The sequence below is a fragment of the Pollutimonas bauzanensis genome, from assembly GCF_900129885.1.
In the GTDB taxonomy this organism is placed as follows: Bacteria; Pseudomonadota; Gammaproteobacteria; order Burkholderiales; family Burkholderiaceae_B; genus Pollutimonas; species Pollutimonas bauzanensis.
Window position 1 is genome coordinate 53,794 of record NZ_FQXE01000001.1, and the last position, 19,943, is coordinate 73,736.

Annotated in this window: 17 protein-coding genes; 2 read left to right on the plus strand and 15 right to left on the minus strand. The window is 60.8% G+C overall.

What is annotated here, in order from left to right; translation table 11 throughout:
• Window positions 1-12 precede the first annotated feature (12 nt).
• From BUB23_RS00275 to BUB23_RS00315, 9 genes are all read right to left on the minus strand, one after another.
• A complete protein-coding gene (locus BUB23_RS00275) occupies window positions 13-807 on the minus strand; it encodes an ABC transporter permease (protein ID WP_073100881.1) in 795 nt (264 codons plus the stop codon).
• Window positions 808-818: 11 nt separating this feature from the next.
• Window positions 819-1,715 (minus strand): ABC transporter permease, encoded by an 897-nt coding sequence (locus BUB23_RS00280; RefSeq protein WP_073100883.1) that lies wholly within the window; start codon window positions 1,713-1,715, stop codon window positions 819-821.
• Window positions 1,708-2,775, minus strand: coding sequence for an ABC transporter ATP-binding protein (locus tag BUB23_RS00285; protein WP_073100885.1), 1,068 nt, complete (start codon window positions 2,773-2,775; stop codon window positions 1,708-1,710). Before BUB23_RS00285 ends, BUB23_RS00280 begins: the two co-directional genes overlap by 8 nt.
• Before the next feature lie 21 nt (window positions 2,776-2,796).
• Window positions 2,797-3,834 carry an ABC transporter substrate-binding protein gene (locus BUB23_RS00290; RefSeq protein WP_073100887.1) on the minus strand — a complete coding sequence of 346 codons (1,038 nt, stop codon included), beginning with the start codon at window positions 3,832-3,834 and terminating at the stop codon, window positions 2,797-2,799.
• A gap of 112 nt (window positions 3,835-3,946) precedes the next feature.
• On the minus strand, window positions 3,947-4,294 hold the full coding sequence (locus BUB23_RS00295) for a RidA family protein (RefSeq protein WP_073100889.1): 348 nt from the start codon (window positions 4,292-4,294) through the stop codon (window positions 3,947-3,949).
• A gap of 37 nt (window positions 4,295-4,331) precedes the next feature.
• Window positions 4,332-5,750 (minus strand): FAD/NAD(P)-dependent oxidoreductase, encoded by a 1,419-nt coding sequence (locus BUB23_RS00300; RefSeq protein WP_245801141.1) that lies wholly within the window; start codon window positions 5,748-5,750, stop codon window positions 4,332-4,334.
• A 110-nt stretch (window positions 5,751-5,860) separates the two neighbouring features.
• Window positions 5,861-6,157 carry a (2Fe-2S)-binding protein gene (locus tag BUB23_RS00305; protein WP_073100891.1) on the minus strand — a complete coding sequence of 99 codons (297 nt, stop codon included), beginning with the start codon at window positions 6,155-6,157 and terminating at the stop codon, window positions 5,861-5,863.
• Window positions 6,138-7,268: an NAD(P)/FAD-dependent oxidoreductase gene (locus BUB23_RS00310; protein ID WP_143160855.1), complete on the minus strand. Its 1,131-nt coding sequence runs from the start codon at window positions 7,266-7,268 to the stop codon at window positions 6,138-6,140. The genes BUB23_RS00305 and BUB23_RS00310 overlap by 20 nt, the downstream gene beginning before the upstream one ends.
• Before the next feature lie 38 nt (window positions 7,269-7,306).
• A complete protein-coding gene (locus tag BUB23_RS00315) occupies window positions 7,307-8,533 on the minus strand; it encodes a diaminopropionate ammonia-lyase (protein ID WP_073100894.1) in 1,227 nt (408 codons plus the stop codon).
• A 138-nt stretch (window positions 8,534-8,671) separates the two neighbouring features.
• On the opposite strand from BUB23_RS00315, the gene BUB23_RS00320 reads away from it, so the two are divergent.
• Window positions 8,672-9,124: an Lrp/AsnC family transcriptional regulator gene (locus BUB23_RS00320; protein WP_245801115.1), complete on the plus strand. Its 453-nt coding sequence runs from the start codon at window positions 8,672-8,674 to the stop codon at window positions 9,122-9,124.
• A gap of 63 nt (window positions 9,125-9,187) precedes the next feature.
• On the opposite strand, the gene argH is transcribed toward BUB23_RS00320, so the two are convergent.
• The 5 genes from argH to BUB23_RS00345 form a co-directional block, all read right to left on the minus strand.
• On the minus strand, window positions 9,188-10,609 hold the full coding sequence (gene argH / locus BUB23_RS00325; RefSeq protein WP_178372237.1) for an argininosuccinate lyase: 1,422 nt from the start codon (window positions 10,607-10,609) through the stop codon (window positions 9,188-9,190).
• 580 nt (window positions 10,610-11,189) lie between these two features.
• Window positions 11,190-12,974 (minus strand): ABC transporter ATP-binding protein, encoded by a 1,785-nt coding sequence (locus BUB23_RS00330; protein WP_073100900.1) that lies wholly within the window; start codon window positions 12,972-12,974, stop codon window positions 11,190-11,192.
• Window positions 12,971-14,746 (minus strand): ABC transporter ATP-binding protein, encoded by a 1,776-nt coding sequence (locus BUB23_RS00335; RefSeq protein ID WP_143160829.1) that lies wholly within the window; start codon window positions 14,744-14,746, stop codon window positions 12,971-12,973. Before BUB23_RS00335 ends, BUB23_RS00330 begins: the two co-directional genes overlap by 4 nt.
• A 55-nt stretch (window positions 14,747-14,801) precedes the next feature.
• Window positions 14,802-16,061 carry an MFS transporter gene (locus tag BUB23_RS00340; protein ID WP_245801116.1) on the minus strand — a complete coding sequence of 420 codons (1,260 nt, stop codon included), beginning with the start codon at window positions 16,059-16,061 and terminating at the stop codon, window positions 14,802-14,804.
• Between the two features lie 22 nt (window positions 16,062-16,083).
• Complete coding sequence (locus BUB23_RS00345; RefSeq protein ID WP_245801117.1) at window positions 16,084-18,273, minus strand: TonB-dependent receptor; 2,190 nt, start codon at window positions 18,271-18,273, stop codon at window positions 16,084-16,086.
• A 190-nt stretch (window positions 18,274-18,463) separates the two neighbouring features.
• Here BUB23_RS00345 and BUB23_RS00350 point away from each other — a divergent pair, with 190 nt between their 5' ends.
• Window positions 18,464-19,447 carry a helix-turn-helix transcriptional regulator gene (locus BUB23_RS00350; protein ID WP_178372238.1) on the plus strand — a complete coding sequence of 328 codons (984 nt, stop codon included), beginning with the start codon at window positions 18,464-18,466 and terminating at the stop codon, window positions 19,445-19,447.
• On the opposite strand, the gene mntR is transcribed toward BUB23_RS00350, so the two are convergent.
• Window positions 19,380-19,886, minus strand: a complete 507-nt coding sequence (gene mntR, locus BUB23_RS00355) for a manganese-binding transcriptional regulator MntR (RefSeq protein WP_084135602.1) — start codon at window positions 19,884-19,886, stop codon at window positions 19,380-19,382. The genes BUB23_RS00350 and mntR overlap by 68 nt on opposite strands.
• Between the last annotated feature and the right edge of the window lie 57 nt (window positions 19,887-19,943).

Sequence of the window (19,943 nt, forward strand, 5' to 3'; positions counted from 1 at the left end):
AACCGCCTACCCTCAACCATTTCCGACCAACACGCGGTCCAGGCCAACCAACCTGTCCATCAAGAACATGACGATAAGCGTGGCTACGATCAACACTGTAGACAGCGAGGCGACCAGGGGGTCGATACTCTGCGAGATATAGCTGTACATCGCTACCGGTAAAGTCGTAGTGCCCGGTGTGGCCACAAAAATCGTCATGGTCACCTCATCGAAACTCTGAATGAACGCCAGCATCCAGCCGCCCGCCACCCCCGGAATGATGAGCGGCAGCACAATGCGACGAAAGACTGTGGCAGGCCTCGCGCCCAACGACATCGCGGCCAGCTCGGTATCGCGTGGCAGCCCGATCACCGACGCCAGTGTGAGCCGCAGCGCATACGGAAAAACCACGATCACGTGTGTGAGCGAGAGCCATTCGAATGATCCCGATAGCCCGGCCAGATTGAAGAACCGCAAAAAGGCGATCCCCAACACCACGTGTGGAATCATCAATGGTGACAGAAAAAATGCGGTGAGCGCCCCCCGCCCCGGGAAGCGATAGCGCGCCAACGCCAGTGCGGCAGGCACCGCCATGATGGTGGCCACCGAAGCGGCCACCAGCGCCAGCCATGCCGACATCAGAAAAGCAGCGATGAATTGCCGTTGCGCCAGAATCTCCTCGAACCACCGCAGCGACAACCCGGCGGCGGGCAAGGAGATATAGCCCAGCGAGGTGAATGATACAGCCACCACGACCACCAGCGGCGCCAGAATGAACAGGATGAAAAGCGCGTGGAACGCCAGACCCAGCCAGCCATTTTTTTGCATGTCGTCGCTCCTTAGCTCTCGAACACTTGCGCATAGCGCCGTTCGATAATGCGATTGCTGCCCAGGATGACGGCGAGCATGCCTGCCAACAACAGCACGGCGATGGCGGCGCCCAACGGCCAGTTCAGCGTGGCGGTGAACTCGTCGTACGCGGCGGTGGCCACGACCTTGAGGCGTCGGCCGCCCAGGATTGCCGGCGTGGCGAAGGCTGACGCAGAGAGCGCGAACACGATGATGCCGCCGGACAAAATGCCCGGCATGATTTGCGGCAGTACTACCCTGCGCAATACCGTGGCGCGCGATGCACCAAGCGACAGGCCGGCGTTTTCCACCGAGTCATCGAGTTTTTGCAGAGAGGCCCAGATCGAGATGATCATGAACGGAATCAGCACGTGCGTCAGGGCGATGGTCACACCGGTCATGGTGTAGAGCAATTTCATCGGTGACGGGATCAGTCCGAGGTTCAGCAGGCCGGTGTTGATCAAGCCCTCATTGCCCATCAGGATCGCCCAGCCCAGCGTACGCACCACGACCGAGATGAGCAGGGGCGCCAGGATGATCACCAGAAAAATCGCGCGCCAGGGGCTGCGCATGCGCGACAGAATGATGGCCTCGGGCACGCCCAGCACGACAGACAAGACCGTGACCGTCAGCGACATCAATAGCGTGCGCGTGAAAATCTCGTGGTAATAATCGTCGGTCAGCACCGCCATGTAGTTGGCGAACGTATGGCCCTCGCCGACACCCAGTTGGCTGTCGTAGACCGAGAACGACAATACGGCCGTCAGCGCCAGGGGCAGCAACAGCAAGCCCATGAACAACAACAGGGCGGGTGCCGAGAGCAGCAGCGGAACCGGGTTGAAACGCGGACGGATAAGCACAGCGACGACCGGATGAGCGCTAGCCATGGTTGGCCTCCGGGGCCAGCATGCGCATATCGTCGTCTTGCCAGCCCAGGTACACCTGACCGCCTTCGGCCGCAGGTGCCACGCCCACATTAGGCACGCTGATGCGCAGGCGGCCCAATTCGCCTTCCACTTCCAGCGCCCAATGACTGCCGAGGAACATGCGTGTACGCACGATGCTGGTGACGCGTGCTTCGTTGGCAGGTACAAGCCGGATCTTCTCCGGACGCACGTACACCTGTATCTGCTCCGGACAGGGCAGTCCACCGTGGGGGATCTTCAATGCAAGCGCACCCGCCTGCACTTCGCAGCACAACGCATGCCGTTGCACGAGGCTTGCGTCGATGCAATTGGTCTTGCCCAGAAAGCCCGAGGCAAACGCGGACTGCGGTCGCTCATATGCATCGAACGGGGCCGACACCTGCACTAGGCGACCGGCATTCATGACGGCGATACGATCGCTCATCGTCATCGCCTCAACCTGATCATGCGTGACCAGGATCGTCGTAATACCCAGGGTTTTCTGAATGCCGCGCAACTCACCGTGCATTTCTTCGCGCAGCTTTGCGTCCAGATTGGACATGGGTTCATCGAGCAGCAGCACCTTGGGACGAATCGCCAACGCGCGGGCAATCGCCACACGCTGGCGTTGTCCGCCCGACAGATTGCGCGGGTAACGTGCGCCCAGGCCGCTCAAACGCACCAGATCGAGCGTATCATCGATTCGACGCTTGCGCTCAGCACTTGCCATGCCCTGCATTTCCAGACCGAAGCCGATGTTCTCGGCCACGGTCATGTGCGGAAAGAGCGCATAGCTCTGGAACACGATTCCCATTCCGCGCTTCTCGGGACGCAAGCCGGTGATGTCGTGGCCTTCGAGCAGAATCCTGCCGCGCGTGGGTTCGACGAAACCGGCAATCATCTGCAGCGTGGTGGTTTTGCCGCAGCCCGAAGGCCCCAACAGCGATACGAACTCGCCCTGCGCCACCTCCAGGCCGACGTCTTCGACCACGGTGAGATCGCCGTAGCGTTTGTTCAATCCGTTCAGTGTCAGATAGCTCATGGCAAGTCCTCTACAGCGCAATCAACGTTCGACGGTGCGATTCCAGCGGGTAGTCCATGCACTGCGACTCGCATTGATGGCAGCCCAATCGAGAGCCTGCATCTTGCTCACCGCTTCGGCGCCATAGGGAACGCGTTTTGCGATGTCGTCGCTCAACTTGGTGGAAACATTGGTGGGCCCCCAACCCTCGCTTTCGGCCAGAATGACTTGCGAGGCGGGGCGCAGCAGGAACTTGAGGAATTTCTGTGCCAGCTCGGGCTCTGGACTCTTAGCGATGGGGCATGCTGCGACCTGCAGCGCGACGGCACCTTCTTTCGGATAGACAAACTCCACCGGAAAGCCGGTAGCCTTGAGCGCCTGCACCCGGCCGCTGCCGTGCGCGGCAAGAATGGTGCTGCCGTTCTGGAACATTTCGGCCAGTTTGCCTGGCGCCGGCTCCCAGGCCACTACGTTGCTGCCTGCCTCGTCAATCATCGCCTTGAATCCCGGATCGATGTTCTTCTCGCTGCCGCCGCGCAACCTGGCGAATACCACCAGCGTGTGCAAGCCGTAGGTGTTGGTGATCGACGGGATGACGACTTTTTGTTTGAACTTGGGGTCGACCAGCGCTTCCCACGAAGTCGGGGGCGGTAGACCCAACTTGTTGAAGGCATCGGTGTTGTAGGCCAGCCCTGTCGCGACCAGTCCAACCCCCACGGCCTTGCCGCTCATGTTGGCCAAGGGATAGAGGCCTTCATAGGCGTCGGCGGCGATCGGATCGCAAAACCCCAGTTGCAGCGCCTGATACATGGGGCCATCGTCGATCAGCGCGACGCCGATCTCGGGCTTGTTGCGTTGCGCCTGCAGCTTGGCCAGGGTTTCCGTGGAGGTGCCGGTGACCTGTATCAGCGTGACGCCCGGGTTCTCGGCTTCGAACGTCGGAAACAATTTTTCCTTCATTGTTTTCTCAGTCGATCCGCCGTTTGCAGCAACGAACAGCGTTCGGGCGTGTACGCCTGTCAACGGCGCGCAGCACAGTGCGGAAAGAACAACCGAGATTGCATAGGCATTTTTTTTCATAATGTATTCCCCTTTTTCGACAACTGATAGTCCGCCTGGTGCTGGTGGGCCGTATAACATTCATGTACTGCAGAATGAGTACGTGAATCGGCGCGTTCCGTCGATCAGCGCTTTAAATCGCCGCTATGATGGTGATCTCGACAAGTTCGGCGTCTTCCGCCAGTTCCGCCTGGCAGGTCGATCGTGCAGGTACGTTCTCGCCGATCCAAGGGACCCACACTTCGTTCAGGCCTGGAAAGTCGCGCTGGATGTTCTTCAGCCAGATAGTGGCCTGGAGCACGCGGGTTTTATCACTGCCCGCCGCAGTCAAATATCCATCTATCCGGCGTAGCACTTCCTGGGTTTGCGCCACGATGTCGTTGCCGACAGTGGTGCTGACCCCCGTCAGATAGATTGTGTTGCCGTGCACGACACTGCGAGCCAGACGGGGGTTGGGGTCGTTTCGAACAATGGCACTCATGGATGGATTCCTCTGGTTGGTAAAAAAAAAGATGCTCTCACCCGTTGGACGACTTGAACCGGATGACCGCGCGCTGGGACGCTTCGGTTTGTGGCAAGGAGGCTAGCTCGCCAACGGTGACTGGTTTGGTAGGAAAACGTATCCGGTAACTTCCTATTTCGCTAGGATCGCAACCTCGTTCGTCCGCGATCAGTTCTGTCACCGTCAAACTGCAAAACCGTCCTTGGCAAGGGCCCATGCCGCAACGCAAAAAGGCTTTCATTTGATTGGGACCCTGGCAGCCGAGCGCAACTGTTTCGCGGACCTGCCGGGCGGTAATTTCTTCGCAGCGACAGACAATGACCTCACCCCGGGGGCGCCGAAAACCAACCGGCGCCATATACAGGGCGTCGAAAAATGCCCGTCCTTGCACCGCGCGCGCCAATGCCCGTTGATGCGGAACGGCCAACCGGTCGCGTTCGTGCATATCGATGCGCCCGAGTGCCATGGCCACCTGCAAGGCTGCGATCCGACCACGATATTCGGCCGCCAAAGCGCCGGCGATGCCAGCGCCGTCGCCTGCGACACCGATGCCCCTGAGCATGGTTGCGCCCCACCCGTCGACTCGTGGCTCCCAGCACGCCATGGCGTTGTTCCAGTCGTGTTCGATGCCGAGAGCGCTTGAGAGATTGATGTTGGGGACGACACCTTGATGCAGCAGCAGGTGATCGGCTTTTATCGTGTGGGCGACACCGTCTGCGGCATAACGTAGAGATTCAATCTTGTTCTCGCCAAGCGCTTCCAGCAAGCTGACTCTCTTAACGATGGGAATGGCTGACTTGACCGTACGAAGCAGACGCAGGCCCTTGTTCAGATAAGGGGAGCGCAGGAACCCCCACGCATGGGGCAAGGCGGCGCGCATCCTGCCTTTGGGTGTGGTGTCCAAAAGAGCGTCGATCTTCACGCCAGCATTCAAATATTGCCAGGCGATCAAATACAGGAGCGGCCCGCAGCCCGCCAGAATGGTGTGGCCGCCGGGCACTGCCGCGGCTGATTTCAACAGGATTTGTGCTGCCCCCGCCGTCATGACGCCGGGCAGGGTCCAGCCCGGCACAGGGAAGGGACGCTCGTGCGCACCGGTGGCGAGCAGGATGTGCCTGGCGTGAAGCCGCTGCGCCTTGCCCGCAATCGAGAACGCGACTTCGTACTGCTGGCGGTCAGGGGTCTTGGGTACGATCGCCCAGACGGTCGCGCCGGCCTGGTAGCGCGCCGATGAGCGCTGAAATGCGTCGACGAGAGGAGCGCCATGCCAGTAGTCCTCGCCAAGAATTTGGCGTTGGACGACCGGCGTGGCGGTGATGGACCTGTAGATTTGCCCCCCGGGCGCGACTTGTTCGTCGAGCAGGAGAGTATCTATGCCCAGTTGCGCTGCTTGAGTTGCCGCGGCGATTCCCGCCGGCCCCGCCCCGATGACCAAGAGCTCACACTCATGGTCGGGCGCGGCATCGCTGTCGTAGTGCCAGACGAGGTTCGGATCGGATGCAATCGGCCCCTTGCCCGACGCAGGTGCTTCGGCCCTGATTGTGTTCACGCTGTCACCTTTCGCGGTCCGAGCTGCCGTTCGATACGCATGCCAGCGCAGACTGGCGTCATGCAGGCCTGGAGATTGGGCGTGCCGTCGATCATGACAAGGCAGTCATAGCAGACGCCCATCATGCAGAATGGCGCCCGCCACGCGCCACTGACGGCGGTTGTGCGGCATGCGGTGACGCCTTGCGTCAACAAGGCGGCCGCCACACTATCGCCCTCCCGACAGGCCACGGCATGACCATCAATTGTCACCGCGAGCGATTTTTGCGCGGCCTCAGGCAGGCTGTGGAACATGGAACCTCCGAGTAGAAAATGCGTCCAGATCACTGGGCACGGCGCCCGCAGCCACCATGGCGGAGAACCGGAAGGCATGGGCCGCAGCCAATGTCACCCCACTATGACAAGTGGCGATGAATGCGCCAGGATGGGTGCGGGACTGTTCGTAGATGGGAAAGCCGTCTTGCGACATGACGCGTAGCGCCGCCCATGTCCGCACGGCCCGGACATGCTGCAGCGCCGGCAGCAGCATGAGGGCGCGATCCGCAAGGGTGGCGAGGACGGGCAATCCGGTCGTCTTGTCGGCATAGCCGGCCTCCTCATGCGCATCCCCGATGATCCAGCTGCCTTCGTCCATCTGGCGCAGCGTCGTGAACGGGATCGGCAAGGTGCGCGCGGTGCGCTCAAGGACAATGACTTGCCCGCGTTGCGGCCGTACGGGAACATCCAGCCCGATCTCTGCACCCAGGCGGCGATTGCCGAGACCAGCGGCCAGGACGATTAATTTGGCGCGCACGACATCTCGGGCAGTCACGAGCTTGAACACGCCGTTGGATTGCGTGATCGATTGCACGCCATGCCCAGGCAGATAGTCGACTCCGCAGCACGCGAATGCGGCGTGTAGCGCCCGCAAGAGTTTTAGCGGATTGACGGTGCCGTCCCTGGGCGTCCAACTTGCGCCGCGTAGCGCTGGACCTATTCCGGGCACGAGATCCGCAACTTGTTGCCGATCGAGCATCTGCCACGGATAGGGAGTCATGCCCGGCTGGGCCATCAGCAACGCCATCGCCTGCCGTCGCGCATCGAACTCGGCGTCCGAAAAAGCAGGATGCAGGCCGCCAGGCTGCTCCAGGTGAACGTCGATGCCGGTCAGTTCATGAAGTTCCGTGGCAAGCCTTGGCCAGAGCGCGGCGGAGGATTGAGTCCAGTTGCCGTAGGGGGCCAGCCCGAGCCCTTTGCCCTGAACCCACACCAAACCCGCGTTGCCGCGAGAGGCACGAAAGGCGACGTCATCTTCATCGAGGACCGCGATGCGGTCCAGTGATCGGCGCAGGCCATATGCGATTGCTGAACCGACCAGCCCGCCGCCCACCACGGCGACGTCGTAAACGCCTGAATGTCTTGGCATGGTCGAAGGTCCACTAGCGCGTGCGTTCAGTTCAGACATCAGTATGGTTTCCTATCGCCAACGGAAGTATCGGGCGCAGCGATCGGCGTGCCATCGGGTCGAATACCAACCAATTCGGCATAGCGTCCGGGATCAGTGGCCCCTTCGGTATTGATGACGAAGACCCGTGAGGCTCGATCAAGACCGGCGAGTTTGCGCGTATCGGCGGTGGTGGCCGCAAGGACGAGCCCAGCCAGTCCCGCAGCGCCGCTTTCGCCAGCGATGATCACCGGATCGCCCGCAACAGGCCGCGCCAGTCGGTTCATGGCTGCGACGGCATCAGCATCCTCGACAATCATGAACCCGTCGGCCAGCCGGGACAGGATGCGCCAGGCAATCTGTGAGGGTTGGTAGCATTCCAGCATCGCCATTACGGTCGGCTCCGATGCTGCGATTTTTACGGCGTGGCCCGCCTTGGCCGATTCGAATAGGCAAGCAGCCCGAGACGGATCGACAACGATGAAGCGCGGCCGATTCGCGCCGAGGGCAATGGCAAGGTGGCCCGCCACCGCAGCGGCTATGCCGCCTACGCCCGCCTGCACGAATACATGGGTCGGAGTTTCTGGCAGTTGCTGCAACGCTTCCCGCACCATGACTGTATAACCTTGCATTACCATTGCCGGGATACGTTCGTAGCCGGGCCAGGATGTGTCGGAGACCACAATCCAGCCGTTGGCAGCAGCCCTGTTTGTGGCCTCAGCCAGCGAGTCATCGTAAGTGCCTTCGACATGAATCATTTGGGCACCGAAATTGGCGATGGCGGCCACTCGTTCGGCGCTGACGCCCGCGTGCACCAAGATGACCGCCTTCGCTCCCGCTAACTGGGCGCCTTGTGCGACGGACCGGCCGTGATTGCCGTCAGTGGCACACGCCATGGTCATCTTTTCAGCTATTGCACGAACTTCAGCTGCGTGTAGTTCGGAGACATCAACTTGGCGCGCCAACTGTTTGCTGGCTTCTTCAAGAACCAGACGGATGACGGCGTAGGCGCCTCCCAGCGCCTTGAAGCTGCCTAGCCCGAGCCTGTGCCCTTCGTCCTTGATATGTATGGCCTCGATGCTTAGTTCGGCCGCCAATCCCGGCAGGCTATGCAGCGGTGTGGGGGCGTGATGCTCTCGAAAGCTGAGGAATCGCTCCACTTCCAATGCTGCGGCCACTCCCAGCGTGTCGGCGTCCCCGGGCGACAAGGGTTTACGAAAATCGATGTGGCGGTTTGGAATGTACATAGGTTCAAAGGTGCGCAGTGTTGTTCGATACGAAATAATAGTTCGCCTAACCTGTCGACATGGCTATAAAACCAACGATAAAATGCAACTTTCTTTCGTTCGGAGGTGGCTGTGCGCCAGAATTCTCGCGGTGACCATTTGGATCAGTTCGACTTGGCAATTCTTACCATTCTTCAAAAGGACAACAGCACCCCGCAACGGGTAATCGGCGAAGCTGTCAATCTTTCCGCACCAGCAGTCCAGCGGCGGATCAAGCGTATGGAGCTCAGCGGAATCATTCAGGGCAATGTCGCCATCGTGGACCCGATACAAGTGGGCCCGACGATTACCATCCTCGTAGAGGTGGAACTTATCGCTGAAACTGCCGACCTTATCGACGCGGCCAAGCGCGAATTTGTCGGCATGCCAGAAGTGCAGCAGTGTTACTACGTCACAGGCGAAGCCGACTTTGTGTTGATAATCATTGTTCCGACGATGGCCGACTATGAGGCGCTGACCAAGCGCCTCTTTTTCCAGAATCCAAACGTCAGGAAATTTCGTACCTTCGTGGCGATGGATCGGGTGAAGGTCAGCCTGAGTATTCCGCTGTAATCCAGCCAAATTGCATATCGGCTGGAACACATGGACATCGTCTACGTTTCTGATGCCGCGCAATCACTTTTTGAGCGCCAGATCCTGTTCGGCTTTCAGTAGCAGTGAATACTTATTTTTGAGCTTATCCTCGCGCTGCGCGAGACGGCGCTTTTGCTCAGCGATTTGCTGCGTCGCCTCTTTGATCGCTGCCATGACTGCGCTGGCCGCCGGGCCGCCAGCGCCGTTACGGCGGTCCACATTGACCTGCGGATCGAGCGCGTCCTTGAGCGATGCCCCGGATATCTCGACGTTCCGACCGATTACCCGTTGTCCCGCTGCACGGATCATGTCACGGGTAATTTGATTGCCTTGAATATTGCGTGAAATGGCTTCTTGCACGACTTCAGCCATCACTTCATCGGCGTCTCGGAAAGTCAGTCCGCTTTCGCGCACCAGTGTGTCTGCGAGTTCGGTCATCGCCAGGAAACCGTCAGTGGCGGCTCGCCGCATCCGCGCTTTCTGCGGCGTCATGGTCTGAACGACGCCTTTCATCAGATCTGCGGCAACGTACACCCTATCCAACGATCGCGGTTCCAGAGGCTCACGCACCATCGTGTGCTGATACTCCACACTGTTGACGGATGACATCACGGTTACTACATCGCCAAGCGCCTCCGCCGACGCCTGCCGGATGTACTCGAGCGAAACCGCATTCTTCTTCTGCGGCATGATACTGCTGCTGCCGACGTAGCCGCCGTCGAAGTCCAACATGCCATATTCGTCTGTGCCCCAGAGCTGAAGTTCGGAAGCCAGCCTGGAGAGTTGTGAGGTAAAGAGCGCGTTGACCGTCGTCAGCTCGCCAATTTGGTCCCAGGCGGCGACGCCTTCGACGGTATTGACTATCAGTCCGTCAAATCCGAGTAGCTCGGCCGTGCGCTCCCGATTCAGCGGGAAACCCGTTCCGGCCGACGCTGCGCTGCCCAGCGGATTCAAATTGACTCTGCGATAGAGGTCCTCGTACCGGTCGATGTTGCGGCCGAGCGCTTCCGCATGTGCCATGAGATAGTGGCCAAGAGTGATAGGTTGCGCTTGTTTCCTATGGGTGTATACCGGCATGACTGTATCCAGATTCTGCTTGGCCTGGTCCACCAAGGCTTCACGCAGGCGTATCATCACGCCGACTATGCGATTGATCCCCTCTCGGTAGTACATGCGGTTAGCGGCATTGACTAAGTCGTTGCGGCTGCGGCCGATATGCATTTTGCCCGCAACCTCGCCGACCTCTTTCATCAAAGCGCGCTCATAGACCATGTATGCAAACAAGGAGGGATTGGTCTGGGCTGCCTTGTTGACGGCGCCAAGTCCTGCGAGAATCGCCCGCGCTTCGTCCCGGGATATGATTTTCTGCTCTGCAAGCATGATGATATGCGCGCGGTGTATTGCCGTTTGCGCCTCGAACGTAGCATCCGAGAGAGTCTTCGCTTTGGAACGATACTCATACATGGCCTTCATTTCCGGCGCTAGCGGTTTTTTCGCGACACCGAATCGGGATCCATCGCTACTGGAGGCCGCAGACTGGGCTTTTGCCGACGGATCCTTCGGGTTGGATGCGCTATGGGCAGCGGGCCAAGCCATACACAGGGCTGACGCAAGCCATAGGCTGTTCCGCGCTGCGCGCAGTTTTCCCGCGCGGGCTTGTATCTGTTTGGCCGAGTGTTTGAGAATTGGGGTGTGTAGCAAGTCGTCCTCCTGGGTGGTCTTGAAAAGTACAAAGGGCAAGTGCTTGGAGTTCCGACCAGGTTCAGGCGGACGCCCTACAGGCAGATATTCTTTGCGTCTTTGTTATTGTTATTTTAAAAGTCGGGGCCGATTGAAAAGCTCGATGTTTTCCAATCTAACGACGATTCAGCTCATAGCCGGGCCGCTTTGCGATAAATTTATTCTATGCCTGGATGCGGGCTCTCTCGCCCGCATCCGAACGGCGGCCTGCCCGGTACTGGCGGCCCGCCGTCAAATGTTCTCGGGCCCTCGCCAGCATTGAAGGTAAATCTCTTACAAGCCGGCATGGCAAGGCGGCTGCAGCCTAACCCGGCTCAAGCAAATGCCAGTCATTGATTTTGACCTGAGCCTGCCACATCGCGCGATAGCGCCCACCCTCGGCCAGCAGTCCCTCATGCGTACCGCTTTGCGCGAGCTCGCCGTTCTCGATCACCAGAATCCGGTCAGCCGCTCTGATCGTGGACAGCCGATGCGCAACGACGATCACGTTGCGCTCGCGCACCAGGGTGTCGACGGCCGCCTGCACGGCCAGTTCACTTTCGGTGTCCAACGCGGCAGTCGGCTCATCCAGAATCACAATGGGCGCATCCTTGAGCAACGCGCGCGCAATCGAGATCCGCTGGCGTTCTCCGCCCGACAAGCGGCTGCCGGCATCGCCTAGCCGAGTGAGCCAACCGTCGGCCAGACGGTCGATGAAATCCAGGCAATGGGCCGATCGCGCGGCCTGCATCACCTGCTCGTCGCTGGCGTCGGGCCGCGCCATGCGAATGTTTGCCAGTACCGTATCGTCGAACAGGTGGACATCCTGAAATACCGTGGCAATCATGCGGTTGAGATCCTCCGCCGATAAGCTGCGTATGTCGACCCCCCCTATGCTGATGGTTCCCAACTGGGGATCGGCGTAGCGCATCAACAGACGGGTCACAGTGGTCTTGCCCGAGCCCGATGGGCCAACCAGTGCCGTCAGCCCCCGCGCCGGCAAATTCAGGCTCAAGCGTCGCAGCGCTGGCGTCCGGGCATGCGCATACTGAAAACTGACGTTGTCAAAGCGGATGACGGCCGGGCCGGGCCGGCCAGTAGCCGGCATCTGCGGCATCTGCGGCAGCGGCGGCACCGCAAGCAATAGTTCAATGCGCTCCAGCGCGGCTTCGATCAGCGCGAATATCGTGGTGTAGGTGATAAAGGTTGCCAGCGGCTCGGCAAAACGGACGACCACGACCACCATCGCCGCCAGCGAGACCGGGTCCAGGGTGCCCTGCACGACCCACAGCACGCCGCAAGCAACGACCGCGAGCAGGCCGACTTCGAAAATGCTGGCGCTCAACAAATTGGGCTTGGCGCCTGCCCTGTGAGACTGGCGCTGGACACGTTCCAGAGTCTCAAATTGCTGCTGCAGACGCTCGTTGACCGCCCCGGCGCAACATGCCGCACGCAACACGGGCAACCCTTGTACATACTCGACCACCTCGGCGCTCAGGCGCTCGTTTTCCTGGGCGGTGGCGCGCATGCCGGCATCCAGCGCCGGACGCCGCCGGCGGTACAGCGGAATGATGGCCGGAAACAGCAATAACAATGCCAGGCCCAATCGCCAGTCCAGAAAGAGCGTAGCCGCCCCCGTGATCAGAGGTGTCACGACCGCAGTCAAGATAAGGTTCACGACCGTAACCACGTAGTTCATATGCTCGTCCACACTGCCCAGCAGATTGGTCGTGATTTCCCCGGCGCGCCTATCCTCCAGCTTCTCCAGAGGCATGCGGCGCAGTTGCGCCCCCAGGCGCATCCGCAAGTCGTGGGTGGCCTGCGCCATGTGCCCGCAATAGTCAAAGCCTTGCGCGCGCCAGCGCAATGCGGTGGCCAAAAGCGCCATCAGTGTGAAGGCGCTCAACCAGCCCACCGTTTGTTCCGACGAAGGCTCATGGACGATCGCCAGGAAAATCGGAGTGATGCAGGCCAGGGCAAGCCCTTGCAGCGCGGCGGCAATGAGCAGCATCAGCAGGCTGGACCGCAATTTATCGGCTTGTTGGCCTGCCCCGCGCAGCAATCGGACATAGGTGGCGCGCCATGTCGTCGGAGGTGGCCCGGCCTTCATATCAGACGCTCCGTCCCGGTAGCAATGGCAACGGTCGTCATGCCGGGGCACTCGCCTGCGGCGCTGTGCAAGGTCCACTGCTGCGCCCTTTCGTAATTGCGCCACATGCGGGCGTATAGCGCATCGTCAGCCAACAAGTCATCATGCCGACCCGACTCGACCAATCGCCCCCGGTCCATGACCAGGATTTGATCGGCATCGCGAACAGTCGATAGCCGATGCGCCACCATAATGACGGTCCTGCCCCGCATCAGCACCGATAACGCGGCAATCAAGGCGGCTTCGTTTTCCGCATCGGCAAACGCGGTGGCTTCATCCAGTATCAAAATGGGCCTGTCCTGCAGAATCGCGCGGGCAATCGTGATGCGCTGGCGCTGCCCGCCGGACAGTTGGCCCCCGCGCTCTCCCACCTGCGTGTCGTAACCGGAGGGCAGCGTTTGAATAAAATCATGCGCCTGCGCCGCCCGAGCGGCGCGCGCGATCGCGCCGCGATCCATCGAGGGCTGTCCCAATCCGATGTTTTCGGCGATGGTGCCGGTAAAAAGAAAGCTGTCCTGAAAAACGAATGCGACCTGTCGCATGAGCGTGTCGTGATCCAGCTCGCGGATGTCCACGCCGCCGACGCGTATGCTGCCGGCCGACACATCCCAGAAACGCGGGATGAGCCGGGCCACGGTCGTCTTTCCGGCTCCCGATGGACCGACCAGCGCGGTAATGCTGCCGGCCGGCGCCACGAAGCTCAGCCCAGTCAAGGCCGCCGGCCCATCGGGGCTGTACCTGAAGTTCACGCTTTCAAACCGCACATCGGCGTTCGCCGGCTCGAGGCCGCGGCCAGGCGGTTCGGCCAGTGGAGCAAGAGCCAGTATTTGGTCGATGCGTGCAATGCTCAGTTTGGCCTTGTCCACCATATGCGCAAGCGACATCAGCGGCATCATGGCTTCGGCCATGCCCGCGCCCACCAGCAGCGTGGTGAGCCAGATTGAAAACGCAAGTGAGTCACGCCAGATCAACCATGCGCCCAGCCATAACAAAACGGTCAGGGTTGTCAATGGATTCAATATCGCCAGCGCAAAACGCAAATTGAAACTGGCGCTGCGATACCAGTAGACGAGAATCTGCAAGTACTCATCCAGCGCCTGGCGATAGCGGCTGAAGGTCGCCTGCCCCGTATCGAACGTGCGCACAACGGGCATGGCCTGCACAAACTCCACTACCGCGGCGCTAACCGCTTCGCGCGCGGTGTTATAGCGGCGCGTCAGATCGCTGCGCCCCCGCATCGCCAGCGCCATCATCACCACGCCCGCCACAAGGACCAGCGCGCAAGCGAGCGCCAGGCGCCAATCCAGCCAGCACAGCGCGACGGCGCTCGCCACCGGCATTGCATAGGCCCGGGCGTAGAGCGGCGTGGAGTCGGCGACGAAGGCGTGCAGCGACTTGACGTCATCCTGTATGACCTTCGCCAGGCCACCGGCCCCTATCCCTTGCAGGTCGCCCAGAGGAACCCGCGCCAAATGCGTCGCAAGCCGGGTACGCAAGCGAGTCTCGAGTCGGAACGCGCCATAATGTGACTGATCGAAAGCGATCAACCGCAATGCATAGCTGGCGATGGTGCTGCCCAACAGCCCACCCATCCCAAACCATGGCCATTGGTCGGGACGTACGAGCAAGGCGTTGATCGACCAGGCAAAGAAGCCCAGCGCCGCCATGCCGGCCAGGGCGCTCAGCACGGACAAGGCCATCGCCAGGCAGATCTGGCCGCGCACGGGCCGCATGATTGCCCATGGCGACCTGCCGCCGCAAGGATATTCGGATGAGCAGGAAGAAGGTTCAGCGTTCATTTTTGAGCGCGACAGCGCGAATTCGGGTGGGGTCCAGCAAGAAGACCAATAAAATGGCAAGCACGGCCAGCGCGGCCGATAGGGAAAGTACGCCGAGGTAGCCGATATGCATGGCCAGCGCGGCGCCTGCCGAGGTCATGCCCATGACAAAGCATTGGCTCAGGCTGTACTGCAGCGTGTAGTCGGTCGCCGGGCTGTGCGTGGACGCGCGATCCATCATCAACGTGGCCAATACGGTGGCCGCCGGGTTGTAGAACAAAAAGTACGCGATGACGGCGAGGGTCACCGCCACCGGGCTGGTATACCCTAGCGCGGGAACCGTAATCGCCAGCACCCCCGCCAACTGCAGCACCGCCGCGCCGGCCATTGCCCTGCCCCGGCCGATCCGGCTCAATACGCGACCCGTAGCCAGCGCCGCGAACAGGCCGGCGGCCGACCCGAGCACATTGACGATCAAGCCGATGCGATCCAGCGCCCAGCCCGCGTCGACCAGTATGGGCATCAATACTGAATAGGCGGTTGCGCTGGCAACCGGATACAACAACAGCACCACAAGCCACCGTATGCTGCCGGGGGCTTTCCAGAACATCCAGAAGCGCCCATACATGGCGCTCATTTGCCGGCGCATTCCTGGCCATACGGGTTCGCGGTAGCATAGCAATTGCACAACAGACACCGCCGTCAGCGCGGCCAGGGCCAGGGTGCAGCCGCGCCATCCGATGACCGGATAGACCATGAGCATGACGCCGCCCCCAACCATGTTTCCGACTAGGCCCCCCGCGATCTGCAGACCGTTGCCCAGCCCGCGCTCGCTCGTCTCCAGCAAGCTGCACGCGAGACCGTCCAGCGCAATGTCCTGCGTGGCGGACAACAGCGCCGTGACGACGCACAAGGCATAAATGACACTGAAATCATCACGCACGTCGTAGCCACCCACCGCCACCAACGCCGCAACCATGCCTGCCTGGGTCAACAGCAGCCAGGCGCGATAGTGGCCCGCTCGTCCAAACGAAAACCGATCAACCAGCGGCGCCCACAGGATCTTCAGCGGCCATATCATGCCCAGCATATAGATCATGCTGATGACATCGAGCCCCGCGCCGCGCTCGCGCAAGATGGCCACCATCGCCACAATGAAAAACATCAGCCCCAGAAACTGCGTGCTGTAAAGACTGGCGAGCAAGCGCCACGTCGCGCGCGGCATGCGTGCGCGCGACATCGAAGCGATGGGCGATGGATGGGCGGACAATGCGGCGCTTCCCTTTGAAAAGTCAGAAAGCGTAGGACAGGCCCACGCCCAGCGTGCGCCCGCGCGCTGGCGCGCCGTAGGCGACCGAAGGCGGGGCGAAGTAACCGTACAGGTCGGGCTGCTCATCAAGCAGGTTGTTCCCCCAGACGTAGTACTCCGCGCGGCCATTGGCAATACCCAGTCGCATATCCACCTTGTGGTAGGCACTCAGATCGAAATGATTCTGTGGGTCAGCGGGGCGGGAACCCACGTACTGATAGTCCACACGGGCATCGAATACGGGCGAAGACAAGCCCAGAAACCCGGGCAATGCTTTGCGATAGGTCGCGCCCAGCGCAACGCTCCACCGCGAGACGTCCGGCATGCGGTTTCCCGCCATGACATCGCCATCGCCTATCCCTGTCACCGTGGTTGCGATCTCGGCGTCGATGAAGCTCAAGCCGGCGGTAAACGCCAGACCATTGTCCAGCCGCCATACGCCTTCGAGCTCGGCCCCCTTGCTGCGGGTATCGGCATTCATGACGCTGACCACATAGGTCGCCGAATCATAAGAAAGCAGATGGTTGTTGTGAACCCGATTCATGTAGACCGAGCCGTTCAAGCCATAGCGCCGATCGGCGCTTTCCATCTTGAAACCCAATTCGAACGAATCCGTCTTGGCGGACTTGTATGGTTCGCTGTCGGCCGGTTGCGCGGCATAGTCATTAAACCCGCCCGGGTTATAGCCACGCGCATAAGTCCCGTAAAGCGATGTATTGGGCGTGAGCGCGTAAGACAGCGCGACGCGCCCGGTCGTGAAGCTATCGTCGAGCTTGCGATGATCGCCGGTGACCTGGCCGCTGCCGTGATACTGTCCGTCATAGGTCTTGCGATCCCAGGATTGACGCAGCCCCGTGGTGAGCTTGAGCGCATCGGTGAGCGGATACGTTGCCTCGCCATACACGCCATAGCGCTCGGTGGTGAAGTCGCGATAATTGGCGCTGGCGTTGCCGTAGGTATTGCGTGGCGTGTCATAGGAGCGATCCGATTTCGAAAACGACAGGCCGGTCACCCAGAAGACTTTCGATTGCGGCAGCGAGCCCAGGCGCAGGTCCTGCGTCAGCATGCGTTCGCGGGCTTCATCCACGTTCCAGAACTCGCTGCTGCCTCGACCCATCGCGTTTTGCAAACGCGCGTCGTAGACCACGGGTGCAATATTGTAGGTGTCGGTGAATGCCGTGATGGCCGTCAAGCGGCTGCCCGTGTAGCGGTGGTCCAGTTCCAGGGCATATCGCTCCACTGTCTTTTTTGCATCGTCGAGCAGGGACGGATCCATATCCACGATGGGCGGTTTGCCATAGGGCCGCAAAACGAGCTGCTCGCCCAGATGCTGCATTTTATGGCGCTCGGCCGACACCAGCGCACTGGTATCAGGGGTGATATCCCACAGCAGGCTGCCGCGAAACGCCAGATCACGCGGTTTGGACAAGGGCGCGCCGCTGCGGCTGTTTTCGATCCAATGGTCCGAGCCGCTGCCGCGAATCGCCAAGCGCCCGGCCAAGCTATCGGTCAAGGCCCCGCCAACAGCGGCTTCCGTCAGAAACTGTTTGTCCTGCCCGTACTCAACGCGCGCATAACCCTCGGTCTCGCGCGTCGGCTGGCGCGTCGCGAGGTTGATGCCTCCGGCTTCTCCCATGCCGCCAAACAATGTGCCCTGAGGTCCTTTGAGAATCTCGACCTGGTCCACGTCCAGGGTGCCAATGGAAATGTTCCGCATGGACATCGGACTGCCGTTCACGTTCATCGCTACGGAGCTGTCGTCCATGCTCATGGGGTACAACGCCCCCACCCCGCGTATATAAATCGTGGACACATTCGCGCCGCCCGACGAATTGATGTTTACACCGGGCGTGGCGCGCAGCACCTGTTCGACACTGAGCAAGCGACGCTCGGTCAGTGTCTCGCCCGAGATGACAGACAGGCCGTAAGGCAGGTCCTTGGCGCTTTCATCGCTGCCGCGCGCATGTACCGTAATCGCCGGCAAAGTGAGCCCCTGCGCATCCGACTCCGGAGATGGCGTGCTTTCATCGACCGCCGATGCGTGGGCCGCGCCGGTTTGCTGCGCCTGAGCCGCGCCACTGCCCAGCGCGAGCGCCACCGCCAGAATGGACATCGGAAAGACTGGCGCCAGGGACAGGCCTGCGCCGGCGGGAGATGAGTAGCGGAAATTCATAAGCAGCCTTAATGAAGAGATCACGAAAAACATGTCGTCCAGCGCAGCTGGTTTCCACCGAACCGACATTGCGTGCGCAAGACAATTGGATGATAATGAGTTTCATTTATGTTTCTACCCGAATCTAATCACGCGGCCCGGATCTAATCACTATTCCGAACGCACTTGCCTTCCCGGATCTCTGCTTGCCATGACATCGTCCGCCACAGCTGGCTTGCTACCCGTCTCCCAGATGGTTGCCGACACCTCGGTCTTGCGCCTGGACCGAGGCAGCCAGTGCAGCGTGACGACCCTGCGGCTGCAGGACGGTGCCGATCTGGTCTACTGGAGCAGCCGGTTCGAAGAGAAGCACGATATCCCCCTGCAGGACGACAGCGATCGCGTCCACTTCAGTTTCAACAGCCAACTGCAGGGCAGCGCCACCTGCCGCTTTGACACACTGCAAGGCGGGCGCGCATATACTCTTGCGGGCGGCTTTGGCAACATCAGCTATGGGCCAGGACGCCGCGGCCACTACTGCCAGCAAGGCCTACTGAACAATCTGACGGTTATGGTTCACCCCGACGTGTTGAGCGCCTGGACGCACGACATGGATACAGGCCTGGGCGAAGCACTGCGTTCAGGCGCGTGCTTCCTGCAAGGGCATCACGGCGCGGAGTTGCATCGCACCGCCATCTGCCTGGCAGGCAGCCTGAATGCCACAACAGAAGGACACGGAACGCCCAGCCGCCATAGCCTGTGGATACGGGCACAAAGCCTGGCGCTGGTCGGTCTCTTTCTTGAGAGCCGCGGACGGCAGGAAACGTCTATGTCCGCCGCGATGCAGAAACGGATGGCGCGGGTGCACGATCGTCTGCTGTCCGACCTGAGTTGCGCGCCCACCCTGCTGGAACTTGCCACTGAGGCAGGCACGAGCGTGCCCACACTGGCACGCGCCTTTCGCCGACAATACGGGCAGAGCGTCTACAGCCTGTTCCAGCAAGAGCGCATGCAGCACGCCCGCACGCAACTGCTGCGCGGGCAATTCAGTGTCATGCATGTGGCGACCGATCTGGGCTATTCCAACGCAAGCCACTTTGCTGCGGCGTTTCGGAAACACTTTGGGGTCAATCCGTCCGCGGTGAAGGAAAGTCGTCGAGGTGGCGCGCAAAAGCGTCCAGGGTCGCCTCGCTGACGTAATGTTCGATGCCCTCGGCATCCCTGCGGGCAGAGTCTTCATCCACGCCGATGGCCACCAGGAATTGCTCGACGATCTGGTGCCGCCTGCGGCTGATTTCCGCCAGCTTCTCTCCTGCCTCGGTCAGAAAGACGCCCCGGTAAGAGCGCTGCACAACGAATCCGGAGTCGATCAATCGCGCCAGCATCTTGGCCACGGTCGGCTGGCTCACACCCAGGCGACAGGCCAAATCCACCTGGCGGGCCTCGCCCCCCTCACGGAGCAAGTCCGAAATCAGTTCCACGTAATCGTCTACCAGTTCCTGGCGACGGGCATTGCGCACATGCCGGAAGCTGTCGGCCTGCAGCGTTACATCACGCAGACCGGACTCTCTGGCAGGATGGGCGATGTCGCCAGCCTGGACTTGCGTGTTGCTACAGGCCGCAGTTTCTGACATAGGGATCTCCTATCTTTTTATTTGACAAACCCGCTCTGATTCCTTGCATCGAAGGCG

Coding starts and splice junctions, on each gene's coding strand:
- BUB23_RS00330 (WP_073100900.1), bottom strand. CDS start 12,974: ATGAAGGCCGGGCCACCTCCGACGACATGGCGCGCCACCTATGTCCGA.
- argH (WP_178372237.1), bottom strand. CDS start 10,609: ATGTATGAGTATCGTTCCAAAGCGAAGACTCTCTCGGATGCTACGTTC.
- BUB23_RS00295 (WP_073100889.1), bottom strand. CDS start 4,294: ATGAGTGCCATTGTTCGAAACGACCCCAACCCCCGTCTGGCTCGCAGT.
- BUB23_RS00345 (WP_245801117.1), bottom strand. CDS start 18,273: ATGAATTTCCGCTACTCATCTCCCGCCGGCGCAGGCCTGTCCCTGGCG.
- BUB23_RS00305 (WP_073100891.1), bottom strand. CDS start 6,157: ATGTTCCACAGCCTGCCTGAGGCCGCGCAAAAATCGCTCGCGGTGACA.
- BUB23_RS00285 (WP_073100885.1), bottom strand. CDS start 2,775: ATGAGCTATCTGACACTGAACGGATTGAACAAACGCTACGGCGATCTC.
- BUB23_RS00335 (WP_143160829.1), bottom strand. CDS start 14,746: ATGCGGCCCGTGCGCGGCCAGATCTGCCTGGCGATGGCCTTGTCCGTG.
- BUB23_RS00290 (WP_073100887.1), bottom strand. CDS start 3,834: ATGAAAAAAAATGCCTATGCAATCTCGGTTGTTCTTTCCGCACTGTGC.
- mntR (WP_084135602.1), bottom strand. CDS start 19,886: ATGTCAGAAACTGCGGCCTGTAGCAACACGCAAGTCCAGGCTGGCGAC.
- BUB23_RS00310 (WP_143160855.1), bottom strand. CDS start 7,268: ATGCCAAGACATTCAGGCGTTTACGACGTCGCCGTGGTGGGCGGCGGG.
- BUB23_RS00280 (WP_073100883.1), bottom strand. CDS start 1,715: ATGGCTAGCGCTCATCCGGTCGTCGCTGTGCTTATCCGTCCGCGTTTC.
- BUB23_RS00315 (WP_073100894.1), bottom strand. CDS start 8,533: ATGTACATTCCAAACCGCCACATCGATTTTCGTAAACCCTTGTCGCCC.
- BUB23_RS00350 (WP_178372238.1), top strand. CDS start 18,464: ATGACATCGTCCGCCACAGCTGGCTTGCTACCCGTCTCCCAGATGGTT.
- BUB23_RS00275 (WP_073100881.1), bottom strand. CDS start 807: ATGCAAAAAAATGGCTGGCTGGGTCTGGCGTTCCACGCGCTTTTCATC.